The following is a 16,766-nucleotide window of genomic DNA, read 5'->3' on the forward strand; positions in this document are numbered from 1 at the left end:
GCGCATGCCCAAGAAGTCGTGGTCCGACCTGAGTCCTGCCCAGCGAGCCGCCATCGCGATCGCGGGTGCCGCCGAGCTGGTGCTCACGACGTACGTCGGGCGCGACCTCGTCCGCCGCCCGCCCTCCTCCGTGCGTGGGCCGAAGGCGCTCTGGGCACTGGCGCTGATGGTGCAGCCGGTCGGCCCGCTGGCCTACCTCGCCGCGGGACGCCGGTCCGGCCAGGCCTGAGTCGCACTCAGGGCCGGAGCGGGACCGTCTCACCGCGCCCCACCGTGCGCACCACCGTCGGCAGCCGACGGTCGCCCGCCACGCGCACGAAGTCTGCAAGTGGAGAGCGGAAGACCGTGTAGTCGTCGTAGTGAACCGGAACGGTGAGCGCCGGCTCCATGAGCTCGACCAGGTCGGCGCCCTGGTCGGCGTCCATCGTGACGAGGAGGCCCAGCGCCCTGGTGCCGCCGAGATGGATGACCATCGCGTCGAGCGGACCCAGCCGGTCGGTGACCTCGCGCAACCATGGGCGGTACAGCGTGTCGCCCGTGACGTAGACCCTGAATGGAGGAGCGCCGTCCGTGCCCCCCCTCCAGCTCGAGCACGGAGCCCATCACCGGCGGCAGTAGTCCGCGGGCGAGGCCCGGCGCATGCTGACCGGGGACCGAGGTGACCGTGAGGTCGTCCGCCAGACGCACCTCCTCCCAGGTCCCCATGCCGTAGGCATCGCCGAAGCCACAACGGTGGAGCTTGCGGCTGGCCGCCGGAGTCGTCAGGACCGGCAGCGCGTGATCGAGCTCGTGGCGTGCGGTGGCGTCGAAGTGGTCCGCGTGCAGGTGCGAGAGGAGGACCGCGTCGACGGACGGAAGGTCGGCCGGCTGCAGGGCGGGCTCAGTGCGCCGTCGAGAGAAGAGCCCGTTGCCGAGGTAGGCCCGTCGTCCCTCCCGCCGGAAGTCGGGGTCGGTGAGGATGGTGTGATCGCCGAGCCGCAGCAGCGTCGTGGCTGTGCCGATGAACTCGAGCGACGTCTCCATGCGGGCCCGGTACCCGCAATTGGGCAGGCTAAGCGGGTCGCCGGTGCGGCACGATGAGGGCATGGCAGTACGCGTGGACCTCAACATCTCCCTCGACGGCTTCGCGACCACGACGGACCAGACGCCGGAGAACCCCTTCGGCGATGACTGGCCACGGCTCGTCGGCGCCTACACCGCGACCCGGACCTTCCGCTCGCGCGTGCTGGGCGACACGTCCGGTGCAGGCACGACCGGCGTCGATGACTCGTATGCGCAGGCGTACTTCGACGAGCTCGGCGCGGAGATCATGGGCGCCGGGATGTTCGGCCTGCACGACTTCCCCGACGACCCCGACTGGCGTGGCTGGTGGGGCGACGAACCACCGTTCCGGATCCCGGTCTTCGTCCTCACCCACACCGCCCGCCAGGCACTGGAGTTCGAGAACGGCACCGTCTTCCACTTCCTCACCGCCACCCCTCACGAGGTGCTGGCTCGTGCTGTGGACGTGGCGGGCGGCAAGGACATCCGCGTCGGCGGTGGCCCCAGCGTGGTTCGCGACTTCCTGTCTCTGGGGCTCGTGGACCACCTGCACGTCGCCATCGCGCCCATTCTCCTGGGCCGCGGCATCCGCCTCTGGGACGACCTGCGCGGTCTCGAGTCGGGCTACGAGGTCACCAGCGAGACCGCCGAGAGCGGGACGGTCCACCTCACCTTCCGGCGATAGCGGCTATGGCAGCCGGGCGCGCTCAGCCGCCGTAGATGCGGCGGATGAGGTCGAGGTGTTCTTCGGTGATCTTGTGGGTGCCTCGGTTGTTGACCAGGCGGATCAGGCCATTCGGGGTGATCCAGAGGTAGGCATCAGGCCCGAGCTGCTCCACCGTGTAGGGCAGGTGGGTTTTGGCTCGGTGTGAATGTCGACTCAAGGGTGCGTCGTTGTGGTCCCCGGTCTGCCCGGGCGGACCGCCCGCATCAGGTGGGACGTAGGGGGTGGCGTGGTCGTGATCCACCCCGCTCGCCTCGGATCCGCTGTTGTGGGGGAAGACGGGGCCGGTGGTGCGGAGCATGGTCCGCTCCTTGACCTTCGCGGGGTGTTCGTAGGCGCTGATGTGGGTGCCGGTGTTGAGGTCGATGACCGGCTTCACGGTCACGTCGCTGTGGCCGAGGAGCTGGGTGACCTGCTGGAGGAGCAGTGGTCCGAGGCCGGCCGATCGGGCGACACCGCCGGCGCCTTCCAGCGCTGCCTGGTGCAGGTGGAGGAAGAGGACCGCGCGGTGGCGGCGGGCGGCACGCTTCGTGGCCTCAGCCTCGTCTGGGTCGTCGGTGTCCTGCTCCTGCTCGTCGAGGAGGCCGAGGAGCTCGGCGAGGTCGTAGGGTCGTGCGAGCCAGCCGAAGGCTGCGGCGCGGAGTTCGTCCATGGACGGGTCGTCACCGAGTTCGGGGTGATGCTGCTTCCGGAGGTCGGGGTCGGCTTTGAGGAGGTCGGCGACGCGTTGGCAGGTGGCGTCGAACCAGATCGCGTCGGCGGCCTCAGTGCGGGCGAAGATCTCCCGCAGCCCGGCACCTGCCTCGTCGTCACGACGGGCGAGCCAGACGCCCTTCGTCTGCTTCGCCTCCTCCAGCTCCCGGGCGCGCAGAGCCTCGTCGGCCTTGATGATCTCCGCTTCGGCGAGCTGCAGGAGCTTCCCGTTCGGCAGGTCGACGGCTTGGGCGAGCACGACGTCGAGGTACGCCACCGAGATGACCCCAACCTTGCGGGACATCGAGGCGATCTTCCGGGCGACCCACGGCTCGACCTGGAGGAGTTTCGTCGCCAGCCAGAGTCCGGGGAGCCGGTGCCGCAGGTCCAACACATCCGCCAGAAGCGACCGGGTGGCGTAGACGTGCTCACCCCGCGCGACGGCGAGCTCCTCCAGGCAGAGGTCCCGCACCGGGGGCGTCCCCGCACCACCGAGTGTGATCATGCGGTCCCCGCCCGGCACCGAGACCTCCGGCTCGATGGAGTGGAGGTCGGCCCACCGCAGGGCGAGGTCGAACTCCTCCACGGCCACGGAGCGTCGGTCCTGGACGGCCCATTCGGCACGCGACAGCACGTCGGCTGCGGTGAGTTCCGAGAGGGCGAGCGACATGCCTCCATTCTATCGAACAGGAGTTCGAAGAACAAGGAGTTTCCGCAGGTCCGAAACGCGTTTTCAGAGCAGTGCGAGGCCGGTTCCACGGGCACTGCGATCGGTTGTGCGATGGAGATCACATCGCCGCCGGGTGTGGTCGCTCATGGCTGGGGCACCCGTAGCAAATGACCAACGACCACGCATCAGAAGCGCGCGAAGGGCTCCTCGACACAGTGGCCGGCAAGGCCAAGGAGGTCGCCGGAGCCGTCGCAGGCAAGGATGACCTCGTCGCCGAGGGACAACTCCAGCAGGCCGAGGCCCGTAACCGCCGGGACGCGGTGGCCGAGTCAGCCGTCGCAGACGCCAAGCGCGAAGAGGCCGTCGAGGAGCTGAAGGAGACCCGCAAGGAGACTGCGGCGCAGCGGCAGGAAGCTGGCGCGATCGCGCAACGCGAGGAAGCCGATGCCGAGCGCCGGCGCGCCGCCGAGCATGTCTCCGCAGAGCGCGAGGCTCAGGAGCGCGAGGCCCATGGACTTGAGGCCGCCGAAGAGCGGGGTGACGACGTCGCCGCTCGCCGTGCCGACGAGGCCGACCGGCTGGACCGAACAGCCGACGTCACCGACCAGCAGGCCGATGCCGAGCGCGCCCGGCTCGAGCGCGAAGCTGCCGAAGCGGCCACCCGCGCAGCGGTGCTGCGCGCCGAGAACGAGAACTGAGGAGCGCCCATGATCAGCACACTCATCTCCCTGCCCTATGAGCTGGTTCGCCGGCCGCTGGTGGCCGTCAGTGAGGGATTCACCGGACGGCTACGGGAGGACGCAGTCCCGCGCGTCTACCTCGACAAGGCGATCGGCTCGGCCGACCGACTGGCCGGAAGCGTGCTGCACAACAGAGGGATTGCGCAGCGCGGCGCCGAGCGCCTCGAGCGGTCCGCGGGTCTGGCCGAGGCTGCGACCCTCGAGCGTGAGGCCGCAGAGAAGCGCGATAAGGCCCGCACGGCCCAGACAGCCGGAAAGCAGAAGGCCGACAGCCAGCGCGAGGCGGCCCAGGAGAAGCTGGCCGACGGCCTTGGCGAGGCCGAGGCCGTCGAAGCCCAGGCCAAGCGTGACGCCCGCACTGCGGCGCGGAAGGCCTCCGCGGAGAAAAAGGCCGCAGCCGACCGCGAGGCCACCGCCAAGAGGTCCGTCGCCGACCAGCGCCGGGCGCGCGCCGACCAGGCCGCGTCCGCCAAGGAGAAGGCAGCCGAGCGCGAGGCCAAGGGGGAGCTCGACGAGGCTCGCGACAACCAGAAGGCCGCCGCCGACGCCCGCCAGGACGCCGAGCGCCTCGAGGAGCTCACCGACGCCATGAAGGCCGAGCGCAAGCAGTCCTAGCCCACGCAACGCAGCGTGAGAATCAGACGTTGAAGCGGAACTCCACGACGTCGCCGTCCTGCATGACGTAGTCCTTGCCCTCCATGCGGACCTTGCCGACCTCGCGGGCCTTGTTGACCGAGCCGGCAGCCATCAGGTCGTCGTACGAGACGATCTCGGCCTTGATGAAGCCCTTCTGGAAGTCCGTGTGGATCACGCCGGCAGCCTCCGGCGCTGTGGCACCGACAGGGATCTCCCAGGCACGGACCTCCTTCGGCCCAGCGGTCAGGTACGTCTGCAGGCCGAGGGTGGCGAAGCCGACGCGGGCGAGCTGGCTCATGCCGGACTCCTCGATGCCGAGGTCGTTGAGCATCTCCAGTGCCTCCTCGTCGGTCATCTCGACCAGCTCGGACTCGATCTTGGCGTCGAGGAAGATCGCCTCCGCAGGAGCCACGATCTCGCGCATCTTCGACGTGAGCGACTCGTCGGCGAGCTCATCGGTGTCGCAGTTGAAGACGTAGATGAACGGCTTGGCCGTGAGCAGCGTGAGCTCACGGATCAGGTCACGGTCAATCTTCGTGGCGGAGATCGGCGTGCCAGCCTCAAGAGCCGCCTTGGCCTCGACCACCGCAGCCAGGCGAGGCGCCGTCTCCTTCTTGATCCGCGCCTCCTTCTCCAGCCGCGGGATCGCCTTCTCGACAGTCTCGAGGTCGGCGAGGATCAGCTCGGTCTGGATCGTCGAGATGTCCGACGCGGGGTTGACCTCGCCGTCGACGTGGGTGACGTCCTCGTCGCGGAAGACCCGCGTGACCTGGCAGATCGCGTCGGACTCACGGATGTGCGCGAGGAACTTGTTGCCCAGGCCCTCACCCTGCGAGGCACCGCGGACGATGCCGGCGATGTCGACGAACTGCACGGTGGCGGGCAACAGCTTCTCCGAGCCGTAGATCGTCGCGAGCTGCGCCAGCCGCGGGTCCGGCACACCGACCACGCCGACGTTCGGCTCGATCGTCGCGAACGGGTAGTTCGCAGCGAGCACGTTGTTCTTGGTCAGCGCGTTGAAGAGCGTCGACTTGCCAGCGTTGGGGAGACCGACGATCCCGATGGTGAGTGCCACGTCGGGCAAGACTAGTTGAGCGGGGTGATCGATCCCGATTCGAGGAGGAAGAGCCGTACGCCGAGCTCACGCGCGGCGATCGACGTCCACGACCGCGGCTTGAACGCCTCGACCGTCGTCGGCGAGAGGACCAGCCCGATCACCGCCCCGGGGAACGCTCGATCCCGCAGCCACTGCAGCTTGAAGAGGTCGGCGAGCGTCTTGTTCCGCTGCTGCGACGTGTAGGCGCCCTGGTTGAGCACGCACTGCACCAGATAGCGCCCGGCAGGGTCGACGCCCTCGATCTCGACGTTGGTTCCGCGCTCGATCTCCAAGGAACGTGGCCGAAGCTCGACACCCAGATGAGCGGACAGCGCGACGAGTGCCAACCGCTCGGGAGCGTCCGCGCCGTAGCGTCCCCACTCAGACATCGGCAGGCTCCGCGGCGCGCAGCGCCGGCAGCACTGCGGCCCCGAAGTAGGGCAGATCCGCGTGGAAGTCGGGGAAGACCAGCATCAGCCCGTCGAGATCGGCCTCACGGACCAACCTCAGAATGGAGTCGGTGACGGTGGCCGGGGATCCGGCGACGTACGGCACCTGGAAGGCCTTCTCCCCCGCGGCCGCCTCCGCCCAGGCATAGGCGCGGTCCTCGGAGATGCCCCAGGCCATGCTGATGTTGCGCAGCGCCTCGCGGTCGAGACCCTCGCCATAACGCTCAACGAGCCCGGCAGCCTCAGCATCGGAAGCCGCGAGGACGACCGTCAGCATGGCGTACGTCCGGCACTCCCGCCCCAGCTCGGCGGCCCGCCGATGGACGTACGCCGACTTCTCGGTCATCTGCTCGAAGGAGTCCGCTCCGAGGAACGCCCCATCAGCCCATCGAGCCTGGAAGTCCATCCCCAGTTGGGATGCGCCCGCGTTGATGATCGTCGGGAGAGGTGACGGATGGGGCCGCGACGACGCCCGGTCCAGCGTGAAGAACTCCGACGACATCGTCACCGAGTCCTCGGTCCAGAGCCGGGTGACCGCCTCGGTCCACTCCGCCGTCATGCGGTAGCGGTCCTCCTTGGTCATGTCCTGCCATAGGCCCATCTGCTCGAACTCGTCGGCATAGGCACCGTTGACGATGTTCATGCCCGCACGGCCGCCGGAGACCTGCTGGAGGGTGGCGAACATCTTCGCCGCGACGACGGGGTGGTGGACGTTGGCGTGCATCGTCGCCCAGATCTTCACGCGCGACGTGCACTCGGCGAGGCCGGCCATCATCGTCATCGACTCCAGGGTCTCGCCCCAGTGGTCGGTGACGCCGCCGAAGCCCTTCCACTTCGCCATCGACATGACGAAGTCGAGGCCCACCGCCTCCGCATCCAGGGCCACCTTCCTGTTGTAGGCGTAGGTGGCCTCGGGATGCGGGGCGGTGGACGAGACGATCCAGCCACCGTTGCCGATGGGCAGGAAGACGCCGTACTCCGTCATGTGATCAGTGGATCACTTGGCGGGCCAGACGACCTTGCCGTCACTGCTGACCACGGCCTTGACGTAGTCGTTGGTGAACCACGTCGACGCCGTGGCCTGATCGACGTTGCCGCCCATGTAGCTGTTGACGTTGGCGACCATCACCGTGACGTTGTCCGGGTCCACCGTGCCCCAGCCGGTAGGCAGCGGGTTGTCGGCGACGAGCTTGGCCTCGGTCGTCCAGACGTCCTTCTCGTGGTCCTTGTCGTCGCTCGGGTCGGCGTTCTGCTTCTGCTGGTAGCCGATGCACTCGTCGACGTGGGCGTCCTCGGCGCAGTACTGGAAGGCCTTGAAGGTGGCGCGGAGGAAGTCCTCCACCGTCCCGGGGTTCTTCTTCGCCCAGTCGGCGTTGACCGCGATCGAGCCGACCGAGCCGGGGACGCCGTACTTCGTCGGCTCCCAGACGGTGACCTTGTCGCCCGCGTCCTTGAGCAGGTTGGGCTCGTTGGAGATGAAGCCGGTCAGGGCGTCGACCTGGCCGCGCGGCAGGATCGTCGGGTCGTAGCCGACCTTGACGGTCTTGACCTTCTTCATGTCGACCCCCGCCTTGCCGAGCATCGCGCTGACGGACAGCGGGACGTAACCCTTCTGGCCCAACGTCTTGCCCTCGAGCTGCTTGAGGTCCGTGATGTCCGGGTTGGTCATCAGGATGTCGAGGCCGGCGTCGGAGTACGACGACACCCCGAGGATCTTGGGCTCGCCGCCGTTCTCCAGGGTGGACTGGTTGGAGGTGATGATGTCCTGCTCGGAGAGCGGGCCGATCTGCACCTGTCCGGCCTGGACGAGCTTGGCGTTGACCGAGGTGTCGCCCTGGCCGGGCTCCATCTTCACGTCGAGGCAGAGGTCCTTGTAGTAGCCCAGCTGGTCGGCCGCGATCATCTCGAGGATGGAGGCGGAGGCCTGCCAGTAGTAGCCGGACATGTAGGTGATCTGTCCGGCGGCCTTGTTGGCGGCGCAGCGTGAGGACGAGATCGCAGACGGATCTCCTGTGGCCACGGCACTCTTCTCGTCACTACCTCCACAGGCAGCGAGCGAGGCAACGAGTACAGCGGCTCCCAGGGCAGCCACGGGGTGGCGCAGTCGGGTGCGGATGTTCATTCGTTCTCTCCTTGTCAGTGGGTCCAGCGGAGGACCCTGCGCTCGACGATGGTGACGAGCAACAGCAAGAGTGACCCCATCAGGGCCAGGACGAAGATCGCAGCCCACACCGTGGACAGGTGATTCATCGACTGCGCCTGCTGGATCGTGGTGCCCAGACCGGCGCTGGAGCCCGCCGCCGTGAGCTCGGCGACGAAGGCGCCGACGATGGAGAGCGGGAAGACGATCTGCAGCGCGGCGAAGACGTACGGCAGCGAGCTCGGGATCCTGAGGTGCCGCAACAGCTCCCAGCGCGATGCGTCCACCGACTGGTAGACCTGCAGCACCGGTTTCGGCACCGTGCGCAGGCCGGCCGCGGTGTTGATCAGGATCGGGAAGAAGCAGATCAGGCTGGTCAGGATCAGCTTGGGTGCGGGCCCGAAACCGAACGCGATGACGAGGGCCGGTGCGATCGCCACCAGCGGTGTCACATTCAGTACGACGGCCACCGGCATGATCGCCCGCCGCGCGACCGGCAGCTCGCTGATGATGATGGCCAGCACGAAGGCCACCACGAAGCCGATGCCGAGCCCGATCAGTGCCTCGCGCAGGGTGATCCACGCACTGGTGAGGAAGTAGTGCGGCTGCTCCTTGAGCACCGTGACGATCTGGCCCAGAGGCGACAGCAGGTAGGGCCACTTCCCGGCCGCCCACTGCCACAGCACACCGAGGACGACCACCATGACCGCGGCGGGACCCCACCAGACCGGGCTGAGGAAGTGGAGGCGGCGACGCCAGAGTCGGGTCGACGTACTCATGCCTCGCCCACCTCGGACGCGGCCACCTCGGAATGGTCGAAGGCGAAACGGAGGTGGTCGCGGATCTGCAGCTCGTAGGCGTGGAACTCCTGGCTGGCGACGAGCTCAGGGGTTCTCGGGCGCGGCAGGTCGATGTCGATCGTCTCGACGATGCGGCCGGGCCGGGGCGCCATCACGATCACCTGATCGGAGAGCCGGACGGCCTCGCTGATCGAGTGGGTCACGAAGACGACCGTCGAGCGGGTCTCCTCCCACAGGTCGAGGAGCTGCTCCTGCAGGCTCTCGCGGGTGAACTCATCGAGTGCCGAGAAGGGCTCGTCCATCAGCATCACGTCGGGCCGCAGACCGAAGGCACGGACGATCGCTGCGCGCTGCTGCATGCCGCCGCTGAGCTCGCTCGGCAGCTTGTACATCGCGTCGCCGAGGCCGGCACGGCGGAGCAGAGCCTCCATGTCGGGCAGCGGCGTGCGGTTGTGGCGCCTGTTGACCTTGGCCGGGAGGCTGACGTTCTTGAGCACGCTGAGCCAGGGCAGCAGCGCGGCGCCCTGGGGGACGAGGCCGAGCCGCTTGTCAGCAGCGGCCTGCTTGGGCGTCATGCCGTCGACGGTGACGGTGCCGCGGTCGGGCTGCTCGAGGCCGCCGATCAGTCGAAGGAGCGTGGACTTACCGCACCCACTGGGTCCGATGATGCTGACGAAACTGCCGGTCGGGATGGTGAGGTCCACCTCGTGGAGCGCGACGAGGCGGGAGAGATCGGGCAGCTCGTAGGCGCGACAGGCGCCGTCGATCACGATCGCTGCCTGCTCTCGGTCCACCGTGCGAGAGTACCGATACTGCAGGGCCGATACCTTGGTGGCCGTGCGCATCGCTACCTGGAACGTGAACTCCCTCCGCACCCGTATCGACCGGGTCGAGGCCTTCCTCGACACGCATGACATCGACGTGCTGGCCCTCCAGGAGACCAAGGCCAGGGTGGACCAGATCCCGACCATGGGGCTCGAGGCGCGCGGCTATGAGATGGCCGCGGTGGGCTACGACCAGTGGAACGGCGTTGCGATCCTCAGCCGCGTCGGCCTCTCCGATGTGCAGGTGGGCTTCGAAGGGATGCCGCTCTTCAAGGAGGCCGACGAGGCCCGCGCGATCTTCGCGACCTGTGGCGGCGTACGCATCGGCTCGCTCTACGTGCCGAACGGCCGCAAGCCGGACGACCCGCACTACGCCTACAAGCTCGACTGGCTGGCACGGCTGCGGGATGCGGCCGAGGCGTGGAAGGAGCAGCCCACCGCCCTGGTCGGCGACTGGAACGTCTGCCCGTACGACGAGGACTGCTTCGACCCCAAGCAGTTCAAGAACTCCACGCACCTCACTCCTGCCGAGCGCGACGCCTTCTTCGCCATCGAGTCGACGTACGCCGACGTCGTACGGCCCCACGCCCCCGGGCCCGACGTCTACACGTACTGGGACTACTACCGTCAGCGTTTCGAGCGGAACCGCGGACTGCGGATCGACTTCGTCCTCGGCTCGCCGTCGTTCGCCTCGCGAGTCACGAACGCCTGGATCGACACCGACGCCCGCGACCCCGCGCAGGGCACCGGCGCCCCGTCCGACCACGCCCCCGTGCTCGTCGACCTCGCGGACTGAGACAGGGTCATGCCCACCGCCGGCCACCTCGCGGCATTCTCCGCGGCCGCTTTCGTCCTCATCGTCATTCCCGGGCCGAGCGTGCTGTTCTCGATCGGGCGGGCGATCGCGTACGGCCGCACGGCCGGACTCGTCAGCGTTGCGGGCAACACCCTCGGAACGTTCGGGCTTATCTGTGCCGTCGCGTTCGGCATCGGCTCGCTGATCGCCGCGTCGACGGTCGCCTTCACAGTCATCAAGGTGGTCGGCGTCGCCTACCTGCTCTACCTCGGCGTCACGGCGATCCGTGACCGGAAGCACGGGCATGTCTCCGTGGCGGCCGACGGCCGACGTACGTCGTTACCGACGGTCTTCCGTCAGGCGATGCTCGTCGGCGCCACCAACCCGAAGTCACTCGCCTTCTTCGTCGCCGTCCTGCCGCAGTTCGTCGACCAGTCGCACGGCTCGGCGACGACCCAGATCCTCGTGTTCGGAGTCGTCTTCGCGATCATCGCGTTCTGCTCCGACGGCATCTGGGCGCTCGCGGCCGGCTCGGCCCGAGACTGGTTCGCCCACTCACCCCACCGCGCCGAGCGCCTCGCCGCCACGGGCGGCGGGCTGATGATCGCGCTTGCCGGCGTACTCGCCTTCGCCCGCCGCGCGTCGGCCTGAGTCAGGCGAGGCCGACGTCGTGGGTGTGGTGGACGATGTCGTGCAGGAAGTAGCGGGCCAGCGTCTCGACGGTGAAGCGTGAGCCGTTGGAGCGCTTGCCGGTGCGCTGGAGCTGCTCGTCCTTGACCAGGAAGAGCGCGCTCGCCATCGCCTCGCCGGCGGCGAGCAGTTCGTCCGCGACCTCGTCGGCGTCCTGGCTGTTGTAGGCGAGTGCCTCGGCTGAGCCGTCCTGGTCCCAGTTCACGAACTCCGGGTCGTCCAGCACCAGTATCAGGTTCAGGCGGGAGAGCATGATCCGGTTGACGTCACGGATGTGCGCCGCGTACTCCAGCGGCGACCACGTCGCGTCGTCGGGCCGTGTCGTCACTTCCTCTGCGGAGCGCTCCCCCAGCATCTCGGCCCACTGCTCTGCGAGCTCCCGGGCCGTCGCCGGGATCGAGGGGAAGGGCCACGCGGCCGGGTCGAAACCGCACTCCCCGCACGGGCGCTCGAGCACCCACGTCCAGTCCTTGTCGTCAGGAACGATCGCCATGCGCGGCATTCTTGCCGACGACCACGGTGGCGTCGCGTTCCTCGTCGCGAACGACCTCGGCCTCGAGGCCGGCCGACTCCATGAAGCCGACGGAGGTCGGCGCCTGGGCGTCCGAGCTGGCGACGATGATCGCCCCGCCGGGCGCGAGCCGGCGTGGGGCCTCCGCGATCGCCCGACGTTGGAGGTCGAGCCCGTCGTCGCCTCCGTCGAGGGCGGTCAGCGGCTCGTGATCCTTGGCCTCACGCGGCATCAGCTCCACTTCCCGTGAGGGCACGTAGGGAAGGTGAGCGAGGATCACGTCGAAGCGCAGTCGCGCGGGCAGGGGCTCGAAGAGATCACCGTGCACGACGTGTTCCGGCGGCAGGTTGAGTCGCGCGCAGGCGATGGCCACCGGGTCGAGGTCGGTCGCCCACACCTCGAGGTCGGGCAGACGTCGGCGTACGGCGGCAGCGAGGGCTCCGGAGCCACAGCCCAGGTCGAGCAGCGTTCGGGGCGCGAGCGAGGCGGCCGTCTCCACCAGCAGCAGCGACCGCTGCCGCGGCACGAAGACCCCCGGCAGCACCTGGATGCGGAGCCCGTCGAACTCGGCCCAGCCGAGGATCGCCTCGAGCGGCTCACCGGCCTCACGGCGTACGACGAGCTCCTCCAACTCGGGACCGGAGGCCGCCTCCAGCAGCAGGCCGGCCTCCTCCTCGGCGAAGACGCAGCCAGCGGCCCGGAGACGGGAGATGAGAACTTTTTCGGGCACCGTAGCGTTGTACCGGTTGTGCATCACCACTTCAACGGACTGAAGACCACGCTGCTCTTCGGCGTGATGTGGGCGGTCATCCTCGGCATCTGGGCCGTGATGGGCGCCCGGTCGAGCATGCTCTGGATCTTCGTGCTCATCGGTCTGGGCACCACGTTCTACGGCTACTGGAACTCCGCCAAGATGGCGATCCGGGCGATGCGGGCCTATCCGGTGACGGAGCAGCAGCAGCCGGCGATGTACCGGATCGTGCGCGAGCTCTCCGCCAAGGCGGGCCAGCCGATGCCGGAGCTCTACGTCTCCCCCACGCAGGCACCCAACGCGTTCGCCACCGGGCGCAACCCGTCGCACGCCGCCGTGTGCTGCACGGAGGGGATCCTCCGCCTGCTGGACGAGCGGGAGCTGCGCGGGGTGCTGGGCCATGAGCTCATGCACGTCTACAACCGCGACATACTCACCTCGTCCATCGCCTCGGCCATGGCCGGGCTGATCACCAGCCTCGCGCAGTTCATGATGTTCTTCGGCGGAGGTCGCGACGAGGACGGCGAGGGCGTCAATCCTCTTGCTGCGTTGGCGTTGGCGCTCCTCGCGCCCCTCGGCGCCGCGGTCATCCAGATGGCGATCTCGCGGACCCGTGAGTACGACGCCGACGAGGACGGCTCGAAGCTCACCGGTGATCCGCTGGCGCTGGCGTCCGCGTTGCGCAAGCTCGAATACGGTACGGCGGCCGCCCCTCTTGCGCCCGAGCCGCAGCTGCAGACCGTCAGCTCGATGATGATCGCGAACCCGTTCAACTTCGAGGGCGCGTCCCGCCTCTTCAGCACGCACCCGCCGATGGAGGACCGGATCGCCCGCCTGACCGCGATGGCAGGCGGCCGCTCCGCCTGACGGCATAAGGCGGAGCAGTTCACGCCGCGATGAGGTGGTCGGGCATGCCCGCGACCGCCGCTGCCTTCTGCCGGCGGGCGACGATGATCGCCGCTCCGACCAGCCACAGCGGAAGCAACACGTAGGCGACCAGGCCGCCGGGCGGGATGTGGCAGGCACCCAGGGTTTCGAGGACACCGAGGACCACGGATGCGATCGCGAACCACCGCGGCAGCGTGGCGGTGCTCAGGCCTCCGAGGCCGACGGCGAGGAAGCCGGCGGCCACACCGATGCCCATCCCCATCCAGCCGGCGTACTGCGCATAACCGAGCACCTTCACCGCCTCGGCGTTCTTGTCCTCTGCGGCACCGAACATGATCCATTGCCACATCGCCATCTGGCCGACGGCCGCCGCCACCGTGACGAAGGCGCCATAGGCGACGCTGGAGTACGTCGCCTCACGCGCCTCACCGGAGCGCAACAGGTTCCGGATGGCCGCGGCGAAGCAGAGCAGGGCGATCCCCATCAGAACCCGGCCGGCCAGGCTGCCGATGTTGAGGGCCATGTTGTCGTTGATCAGGGCGGCCGAGGCGGCGCCCGGCTTGTCGACGGTGTAGACCTTCTGCAGGGCGTCCTGGGCGACCCAGCAGACACCGGCCACGGCTCCGGTCCAGGGGAGGATCTTCTCGAACGTGCTGGGCGGCATCGTTCCGCTCCTTTCTCTCGGGTGCCCCCACGCTCGACGGCGCATCGACCCGACCGCACGGGCCAGCTGTCCCGTGCGGCTGGGGAAGAGTTCCCGGGATCGCTGACAGGCGACGACGTACGACTCCACACTGGGCGCCATGAGGTTGGTCGCCGCCGCACTGGTCGGGCTCGTCCCTGCCGTGGTGGCGTACGTCATCCTGCGGCACCACCCTCGGCACCGGATCGGCTGGCTCCTGCTCGCGCACGCCGTCTGCGCACCGGTGATGCTGCTGGGCCCGGCCGGCAACGGCGTGAGCAGCTTCGACCTCGCCGTCGACCAGCTCACGGCCGGGCTCTGGCCGCTGCTCTTCCTCTTCCTCGTCGTCAGCGCCTACCTGCTGCCCGACGGCCACCCGATGAACCGCCGCTGGCGCTGGTGGATCCGGGTCGGCCTCGGCGGCTTCGTGCTCTTTGCGATCGGCGCCGCCGGTGACGGCGACTTCGCGAAGACGCACCCCGGGCACGCCGCCCCGGTCCCGTGGCTCCCGCCCACCTTCGCCGGACTCCTCGGCGTGGCGGGCCTGCTCGTGCTCGTGTCCTTCCTCTTCGGCGCCGTCCCGGCCGTGGCCCTGCGGCTGCGCCGGGCGCACGACGATAACCGGCTCGCGCTGCTGTGGTTCGTCTGGGGAGCGCTGAGCATCCCGCTCGCGCTCTTGCTCAACTGGGTGGGCTACTTCGTCCTCGACGACCACACCTACGGCGTGACACCGTTCGTGACGGAGGCCCTGCTCGGCTCGGCGCTGCCGGTGACGATCGGGATCGCGATCCTGCGCTGGCGCCTCTACGACATCCAGGTCGTGCTCTCCCGGACCCTGGTGTACGCCGTGTTGATCCTCCTGGTGGCCGGTGTCTACGCCGGCCTCCTGGCCCTCGCCCAACAGGTCGGCGGCAGCCGCACGGCCGGGGACGTGGTCGCCGTCGTCGTCCTGGCCGTCGCCGTCGCCCCGACCCAGGCCTTCCTGCAGCGCCGGATCACCCGCTGGGTCTACGGCTACCGGAGAGAGCCGCACGAGGCGCTGCGACTCCTCTCCCGGCGCGCCGACGAGGCCGATCCCCTGCACCTGGTCGACGAGATCACGACCACGATCGCCGAGGCGCTCAAGGTCGCCCGGGTCTGGGTCGAGGAGGGCGAGCCCGAGCCGGGCGAGCGGATCCTGCGCATCCCGCTCACCCACCGCGGCACCGCGCTGGGATCGCTGGCCGTCGAGCAGCCGGCCGGACGCCAGTTCTCGGCGGCCGACACGGCGCTCCTGCACGACCTCGCCCGCCAGGCGGCGGTCCTGGTCCGAGCCGGGCAGCTCACCCGCGACCTCCAACACTCACGGTCAGCACTGGTCTCCGCGCGCGAGGAGGAGAGGCGCCGCCTGCGGCGCGACCTGCATGACGGCGTCGGCCCCTCGCTGGCGGCCATCGTGCTCAAGCTCAACGCCGCCCAGTCCCGCACCGACGAGGCCGCCCGCAACGCCGTGCTGGCCGAGACGCGTGAGGAGACGAAGGCGGCCATCGCGGAGGTACGTCGGCTCGTCGACGATCTACGGCCGCCGGCCATCGACGAGGTCGGTCTCCTCGCAGCCATTCGCCAGCGTGCCGCGGCCGTGACCGGTGATCGGCTCCGGGTCGACGTACGGGGGCCGGAGGCTCTGCCGGCCCTGCCGGCGGCCGTGGAGGTGGCAGCGTTCCGGATCGCGTCGGAGGCGGTCACCAACGTCGCCCGCCACTCCGGCGCCTCGCGCTGCGTGGTGGAGATCGCGGTGAACGGCGCCTTCGAGCTCTCGATCGCGGACAACGGCACCGGTGCTGCGTCGAAGACCGGCTCCGGCGTGGGCTGGACCTCGATGCGGGAGCGGGCCGCCGAGCTCGGCGGGTCGTGCACGATCAGCTCCCGGGCTGAGGGCGGCATGGTCGTGCGGGCCGTCCTCCCGCTGGACGAGCAGGTCGAGGAGGTCACGGCATGACGACCCGGATCGTGGTGGTGGACGACCACCCGGCGTACCGCCGCGGGCTCGCACAGATGCTTGAGGAGGTCGAGGACATCGAGATCGTCGGCGAGGCCGACACAGGCCTGCGTGCTGTCGAGGTCGTCGCCGAGCTGGCGCCGGACGTGGTCGTGATGGACCTGCGGATGCCCGACCTCGACGGGATCGAGGCGACGCGCCGTCTGCAACGGGAACCGGACGCTCCGGCGGTGATCGTGCTGACCATGTTCGAGGATGACGACTCCGTCTTCGCCGCGATGCGTGCCGGGGCTCGGGGCTATCTGCTCAAAGGCGCCGAACAGGAGGAGATCGTCCGCGCCATCCGCGCGGTGGCCGCCGGCGAGGCGATCTTCGGCCCCGAGATCGCGAGTCGCGTGATCGCGCACTTCGCGACGAGCTCGGGGTGGACGACAGCGGCCTTCCCCCAGCTGACCGAGCGGGAGCGCGAGGTGCTCGACATGGTCGCTTCGGGCAAGGGCAACGCGACCATCGCCCACGAGCTCACCATCAGCCTGAAGACCGTGCGCAACCACGTCTCCAACATCTACACGAAGCTGCAGGTCTCCGACCGCGCCGCCGCGATCATCAAGGCGCGCGAGGCCGGCCTGGGCTGATCAGGCGAAGCGGTTCTGCTTC

At 69.1% G+C, this 16,766-nt stretch carries 20 protein-coding genes and 1 pseudogene; 9 read left to right on the forward strand and 12 right to left on the reverse strand.

Annotation, left to right across the window (positions count from 1 at the left end):
- Positions 1 to 4 precede the first annotated feature (4 nt).
- Entirely contained in the window at positions 5 to 229 is a 225-nt protein-coding gene (locus tag LH076_RS12455) for a PLD nuclease N-terminal domain-containing protein (RefSeq protein ID WP_227781052.1), read from the forward strand.
- 7 nt (positions 230 to 236) lie between these two features.
- Here the strand turns inward: LH076_RS12455 and LH076_RS12460 are convergent, their stop codons facing one another.
- The gene (locus tag LH076_RS12460) at positions 237 to 512 is read right to left on the reverse strand and encodes a hypothetical protein (protein WP_227783661.1); all 276 of its coding nucleotides are present in this window, start codon (positions 510 to 512) and stop codon (positions 237 to 239) included.
- 133 nt (positions 513 to 645) lie between these two features.
- A pseudogene (locus tag LH076_RS17020) lies at positions 646 to 1,110 on the reverse strand (MBL fold metallo-hydrolase); the annotation flags it as partial.
- Here LH076_RS17020 and LH076_RS12470 point away from each other — a divergent pair.
- Positions 1,085 to 1,726 (forward strand): dihydrofolate reductase family protein, encoded by a 642-nt coding sequence (locus LH076_RS12470; RefSeq protein ID WP_227781053.1) that lies wholly within the window; start codon positions 1,085 to 1,087, stop codon positions 1,724 to 1,726. The pseudogene LH076_RS17020 and the gene LH076_RS12470 sit on opposite strands and share 26 nt — an antisense overlap.
- Before the next feature lie 22 nt (positions 1,727 to 1,748).
- On the opposite strand, the gene LH076_RS12475 is transcribed toward LH076_RS12470, so the two are convergent.
- A complete protein-coding gene (locus LH076_RS12475; RefSeq protein WP_227781054.1) occupies positions 1,749 to 3,128 on the reverse strand; it encodes a hypothetical protein in 1,380 nt (459 codons plus the stop codon).
- A 167-nt stretch (positions 3,129 to 3,295) separates the two neighbouring features.
- Between LH076_RS12475 and LH076_RS12480 the strand changes: the two genes are divergently transcribed.
- Positions 3,296 to 3,826: a hypothetical protein gene (locus tag LH076_RS12480; protein ID WP_227781055.1), complete on the forward strand. Its 531-nt coding sequence runs from the start codon at positions 3,296 to 3,298 to the stop codon at positions 3,824 to 3,826.
- Positions 3,827 to 3,835: 9 nt separating this feature from the next.
- Positions 3,836 to 4,483 carry a hypothetical protein gene (locus LH076_RS12485; protein ID WP_227781056.1) on the forward strand — a complete coding sequence of 216 codons (648 nt, stop codon included), beginning with the start codon at positions 3,836 to 3,838 and terminating at the stop codon, positions 4,481 to 4,483.
- A 22-nt stretch (positions 4,484 to 4,505) separates the two neighbouring features.
- Here LH076_RS12485 and ychF read toward each other — a convergent pair whose 3' ends face one another.
- Genes ychF through LH076_RS12515 form a run of 6 tightly spaced genes read right to left on the reverse strand, consistent with a single transcriptional unit; the run spans position 4,506 to position 9,783 of the window.
- The gene (gene ychF, locus LH076_RS12490) at positions 4,506 to 5,579 is read right to left on the reverse strand and encodes a redox-regulated ATPase YchF (protein ID WP_227781057.1); all 1,074 of its coding nucleotides are present in this window, start codon (positions 5,577 to 5,579) and stop codon (positions 4,506 to 4,508) included.
- An 11-nt stretch (positions 5,580 to 5,590) separates the two neighbouring features.
- Positions 5,591 to 5,989 (reverse strand): hypothetical protein, encoded by a 399-nt coding sequence (locus LH076_RS12495; protein ID WP_227781058.1) that lies wholly within the window; start codon positions 5,987 to 5,989, stop codon positions 5,591 to 5,593.
- Positions 5,982 to 7,034 carry an LLM class flavin-dependent oxidoreductase gene (locus LH076_RS12500; protein ID WP_227781059.1) on the reverse strand — a complete coding sequence of 351 codons (1,053 nt, stop codon included), beginning with the start codon at positions 7,032 to 7,034 and terminating at the stop codon, positions 5,982 to 5,984. The genes LH076_RS12495 and LH076_RS12500 overlap by 8 nt, the downstream gene beginning before the upstream one ends.
- Before the next feature lie 12 nt (positions 7,035 to 7,046).
- On the reverse strand, positions 7,047 to 8,171 hold the full coding sequence (locus tag LH076_RS12505; protein ID WP_227781061.1) for an ABC transporter substrate-binding protein: 1,125 nt from the start codon (positions 8,169 to 8,171) through the stop codon (positions 7,047 to 7,049).
- A gap of 14 nt (positions 8,172 to 8,185) precedes the next feature.
- Positions 8,186 to 8,968 (reverse strand): ABC transporter permease, encoded by a 783-nt coding sequence (locus tag LH076_RS12510; RefSeq protein ID WP_227781062.1) that lies wholly within the window; start codon positions 8,966 to 8,968, stop codon positions 8,186 to 8,188.
- Positions 8,965 to 9,783 (reverse strand): ABC transporter ATP-binding protein, encoded by an 819-nt coding sequence (locus tag LH076_RS12515; RefSeq protein WP_227781063.1) that lies wholly within the window; start codon positions 9,781 to 9,783, stop codon positions 8,965 to 8,967. The genes LH076_RS12510 and LH076_RS12515 overlap by 4 nt, the downstream gene beginning before the upstream one ends.
- A gap of 43 nt (positions 9,784 to 9,826) precedes the next feature.
- On the opposite strand from LH076_RS12515, the gene LH076_RS12520 reads away from it, so the two are divergent.
- Together LH076_RS12520 and LH076_RS12525 are read left to right on the forward strand one after the other, a co-directional pair.
- The gene (locus tag LH076_RS12520; protein ID WP_227781064.1) at positions 9,827 to 10,609 is read left to right on the forward strand and encodes an exodeoxyribonuclease III; all 783 of its coding nucleotides are present in this window, start codon (positions 9,827 to 9,829) and stop codon (positions 10,607 to 10,609) included.
- Between the two features lie 9 nt (positions 10,610 to 10,618).
- Complete coding sequence (locus LH076_RS12525; RefSeq protein WP_227781065.1) at positions 10,619 to 11,260, forward strand: LysE family translocator; 642 nt, start codon at positions 10,619 to 10,621, stop codon at positions 11,258 to 11,260.
- Position 11,261: 1 nt separating this feature from the next.
- Here the strand turns inward: LH076_RS12525 and LH076_RS12530 are convergent, their stop codons facing one another.
- Both LH076_RS12530 and LH076_RS12535 read right to left on the reverse strand, forming a co-directional pair.
- Positions 11,262 to 11,792 carry a DinB family protein gene (locus LH076_RS12530; RefSeq protein ID WP_227781066.1) on the reverse strand — a complete coding sequence of 177 codons (531 nt, stop codon included), beginning with the start codon at positions 11,790 to 11,792 and terminating at the stop codon, positions 11,262 to 11,264.
- On the reverse strand, positions 11,776 to 12,540 hold the full coding sequence (locus tag LH076_RS12535; protein WP_227781067.1) for a putative protein N(5)-glutamine methyltransferase: 765 nt from the start codon (positions 12,538 to 12,540) through the stop codon (positions 11,776 to 11,778). Before LH076_RS12535 ends, LH076_RS12530 begins: the two co-directional genes overlap by 17 nt.
- A gap of 18 nt (positions 12,541 to 12,558) precedes the next feature.
- Between LH076_RS12535 and htpX the strand changes: the two genes are divergently transcribed.
- Positions 12,559 to 13,428: a zinc metalloprotease HtpX gene (htpX, locus tag LH076_RS12540; RefSeq protein WP_227781068.1), complete on the forward strand. Its 870-nt coding sequence runs from the start codon at positions 12,559 to 12,561 to the stop codon at positions 13,426 to 13,428.
- Between the two features lie 19 nt (positions 13,429 to 13,447).
- Here the strand turns inward: htpX and LH076_RS12545 are convergent, their stop codons facing one another.
- Positions 13,448 to 14,113 carry a hypothetical protein gene (locus LH076_RS12545; protein ID WP_227781070.1) on the reverse strand — a complete coding sequence of 222 codons (666 nt, stop codon included), beginning with the start codon at positions 14,111 to 14,113 and terminating at the stop codon, positions 13,448 to 13,450.
- Between the two features lie 139 nt (positions 14,114 to 14,252).
- On the opposite strand from LH076_RS12545, the gene LH076_RS12550 reads away from it, so the two are divergent.
- Both LH076_RS12550 and LH076_RS12555 read left to right on the forward strand, forming a co-directional pair.
- Positions 14,253 to 16,109 carry a GAF domain-containing sensor histidine kinase gene (locus tag LH076_RS12550; RefSeq protein WP_227781071.1) on the forward strand — a complete coding sequence of 619 codons (1,857 nt, stop codon included), beginning with the start codon at positions 14,253 to 14,255 and terminating at the stop codon, positions 16,107 to 16,109.
- Complete coding sequence (locus tag LH076_RS12555) at positions 16,106 to 16,744, forward strand: response regulator (RefSeq protein WP_227781072.1); 639 nt, start codon at positions 16,106 to 16,108, stop codon at positions 16,742 to 16,744. The genes LH076_RS12550 and LH076_RS12555 overlap by 4 nt, the downstream gene beginning before the upstream one ends.
- The last annotated feature ends 22 nt before the right edge of the window (positions 16,745 to 16,766 follow it).

It is taken from the genome of Nocardioides sp. Kera G14, from assembly GCF_020715565.1.
Lineage (GTDB): Bacteria > Actinomycetota > Actinomycetes > Propionibacteriales > Nocardioidaceae > Nocardioides.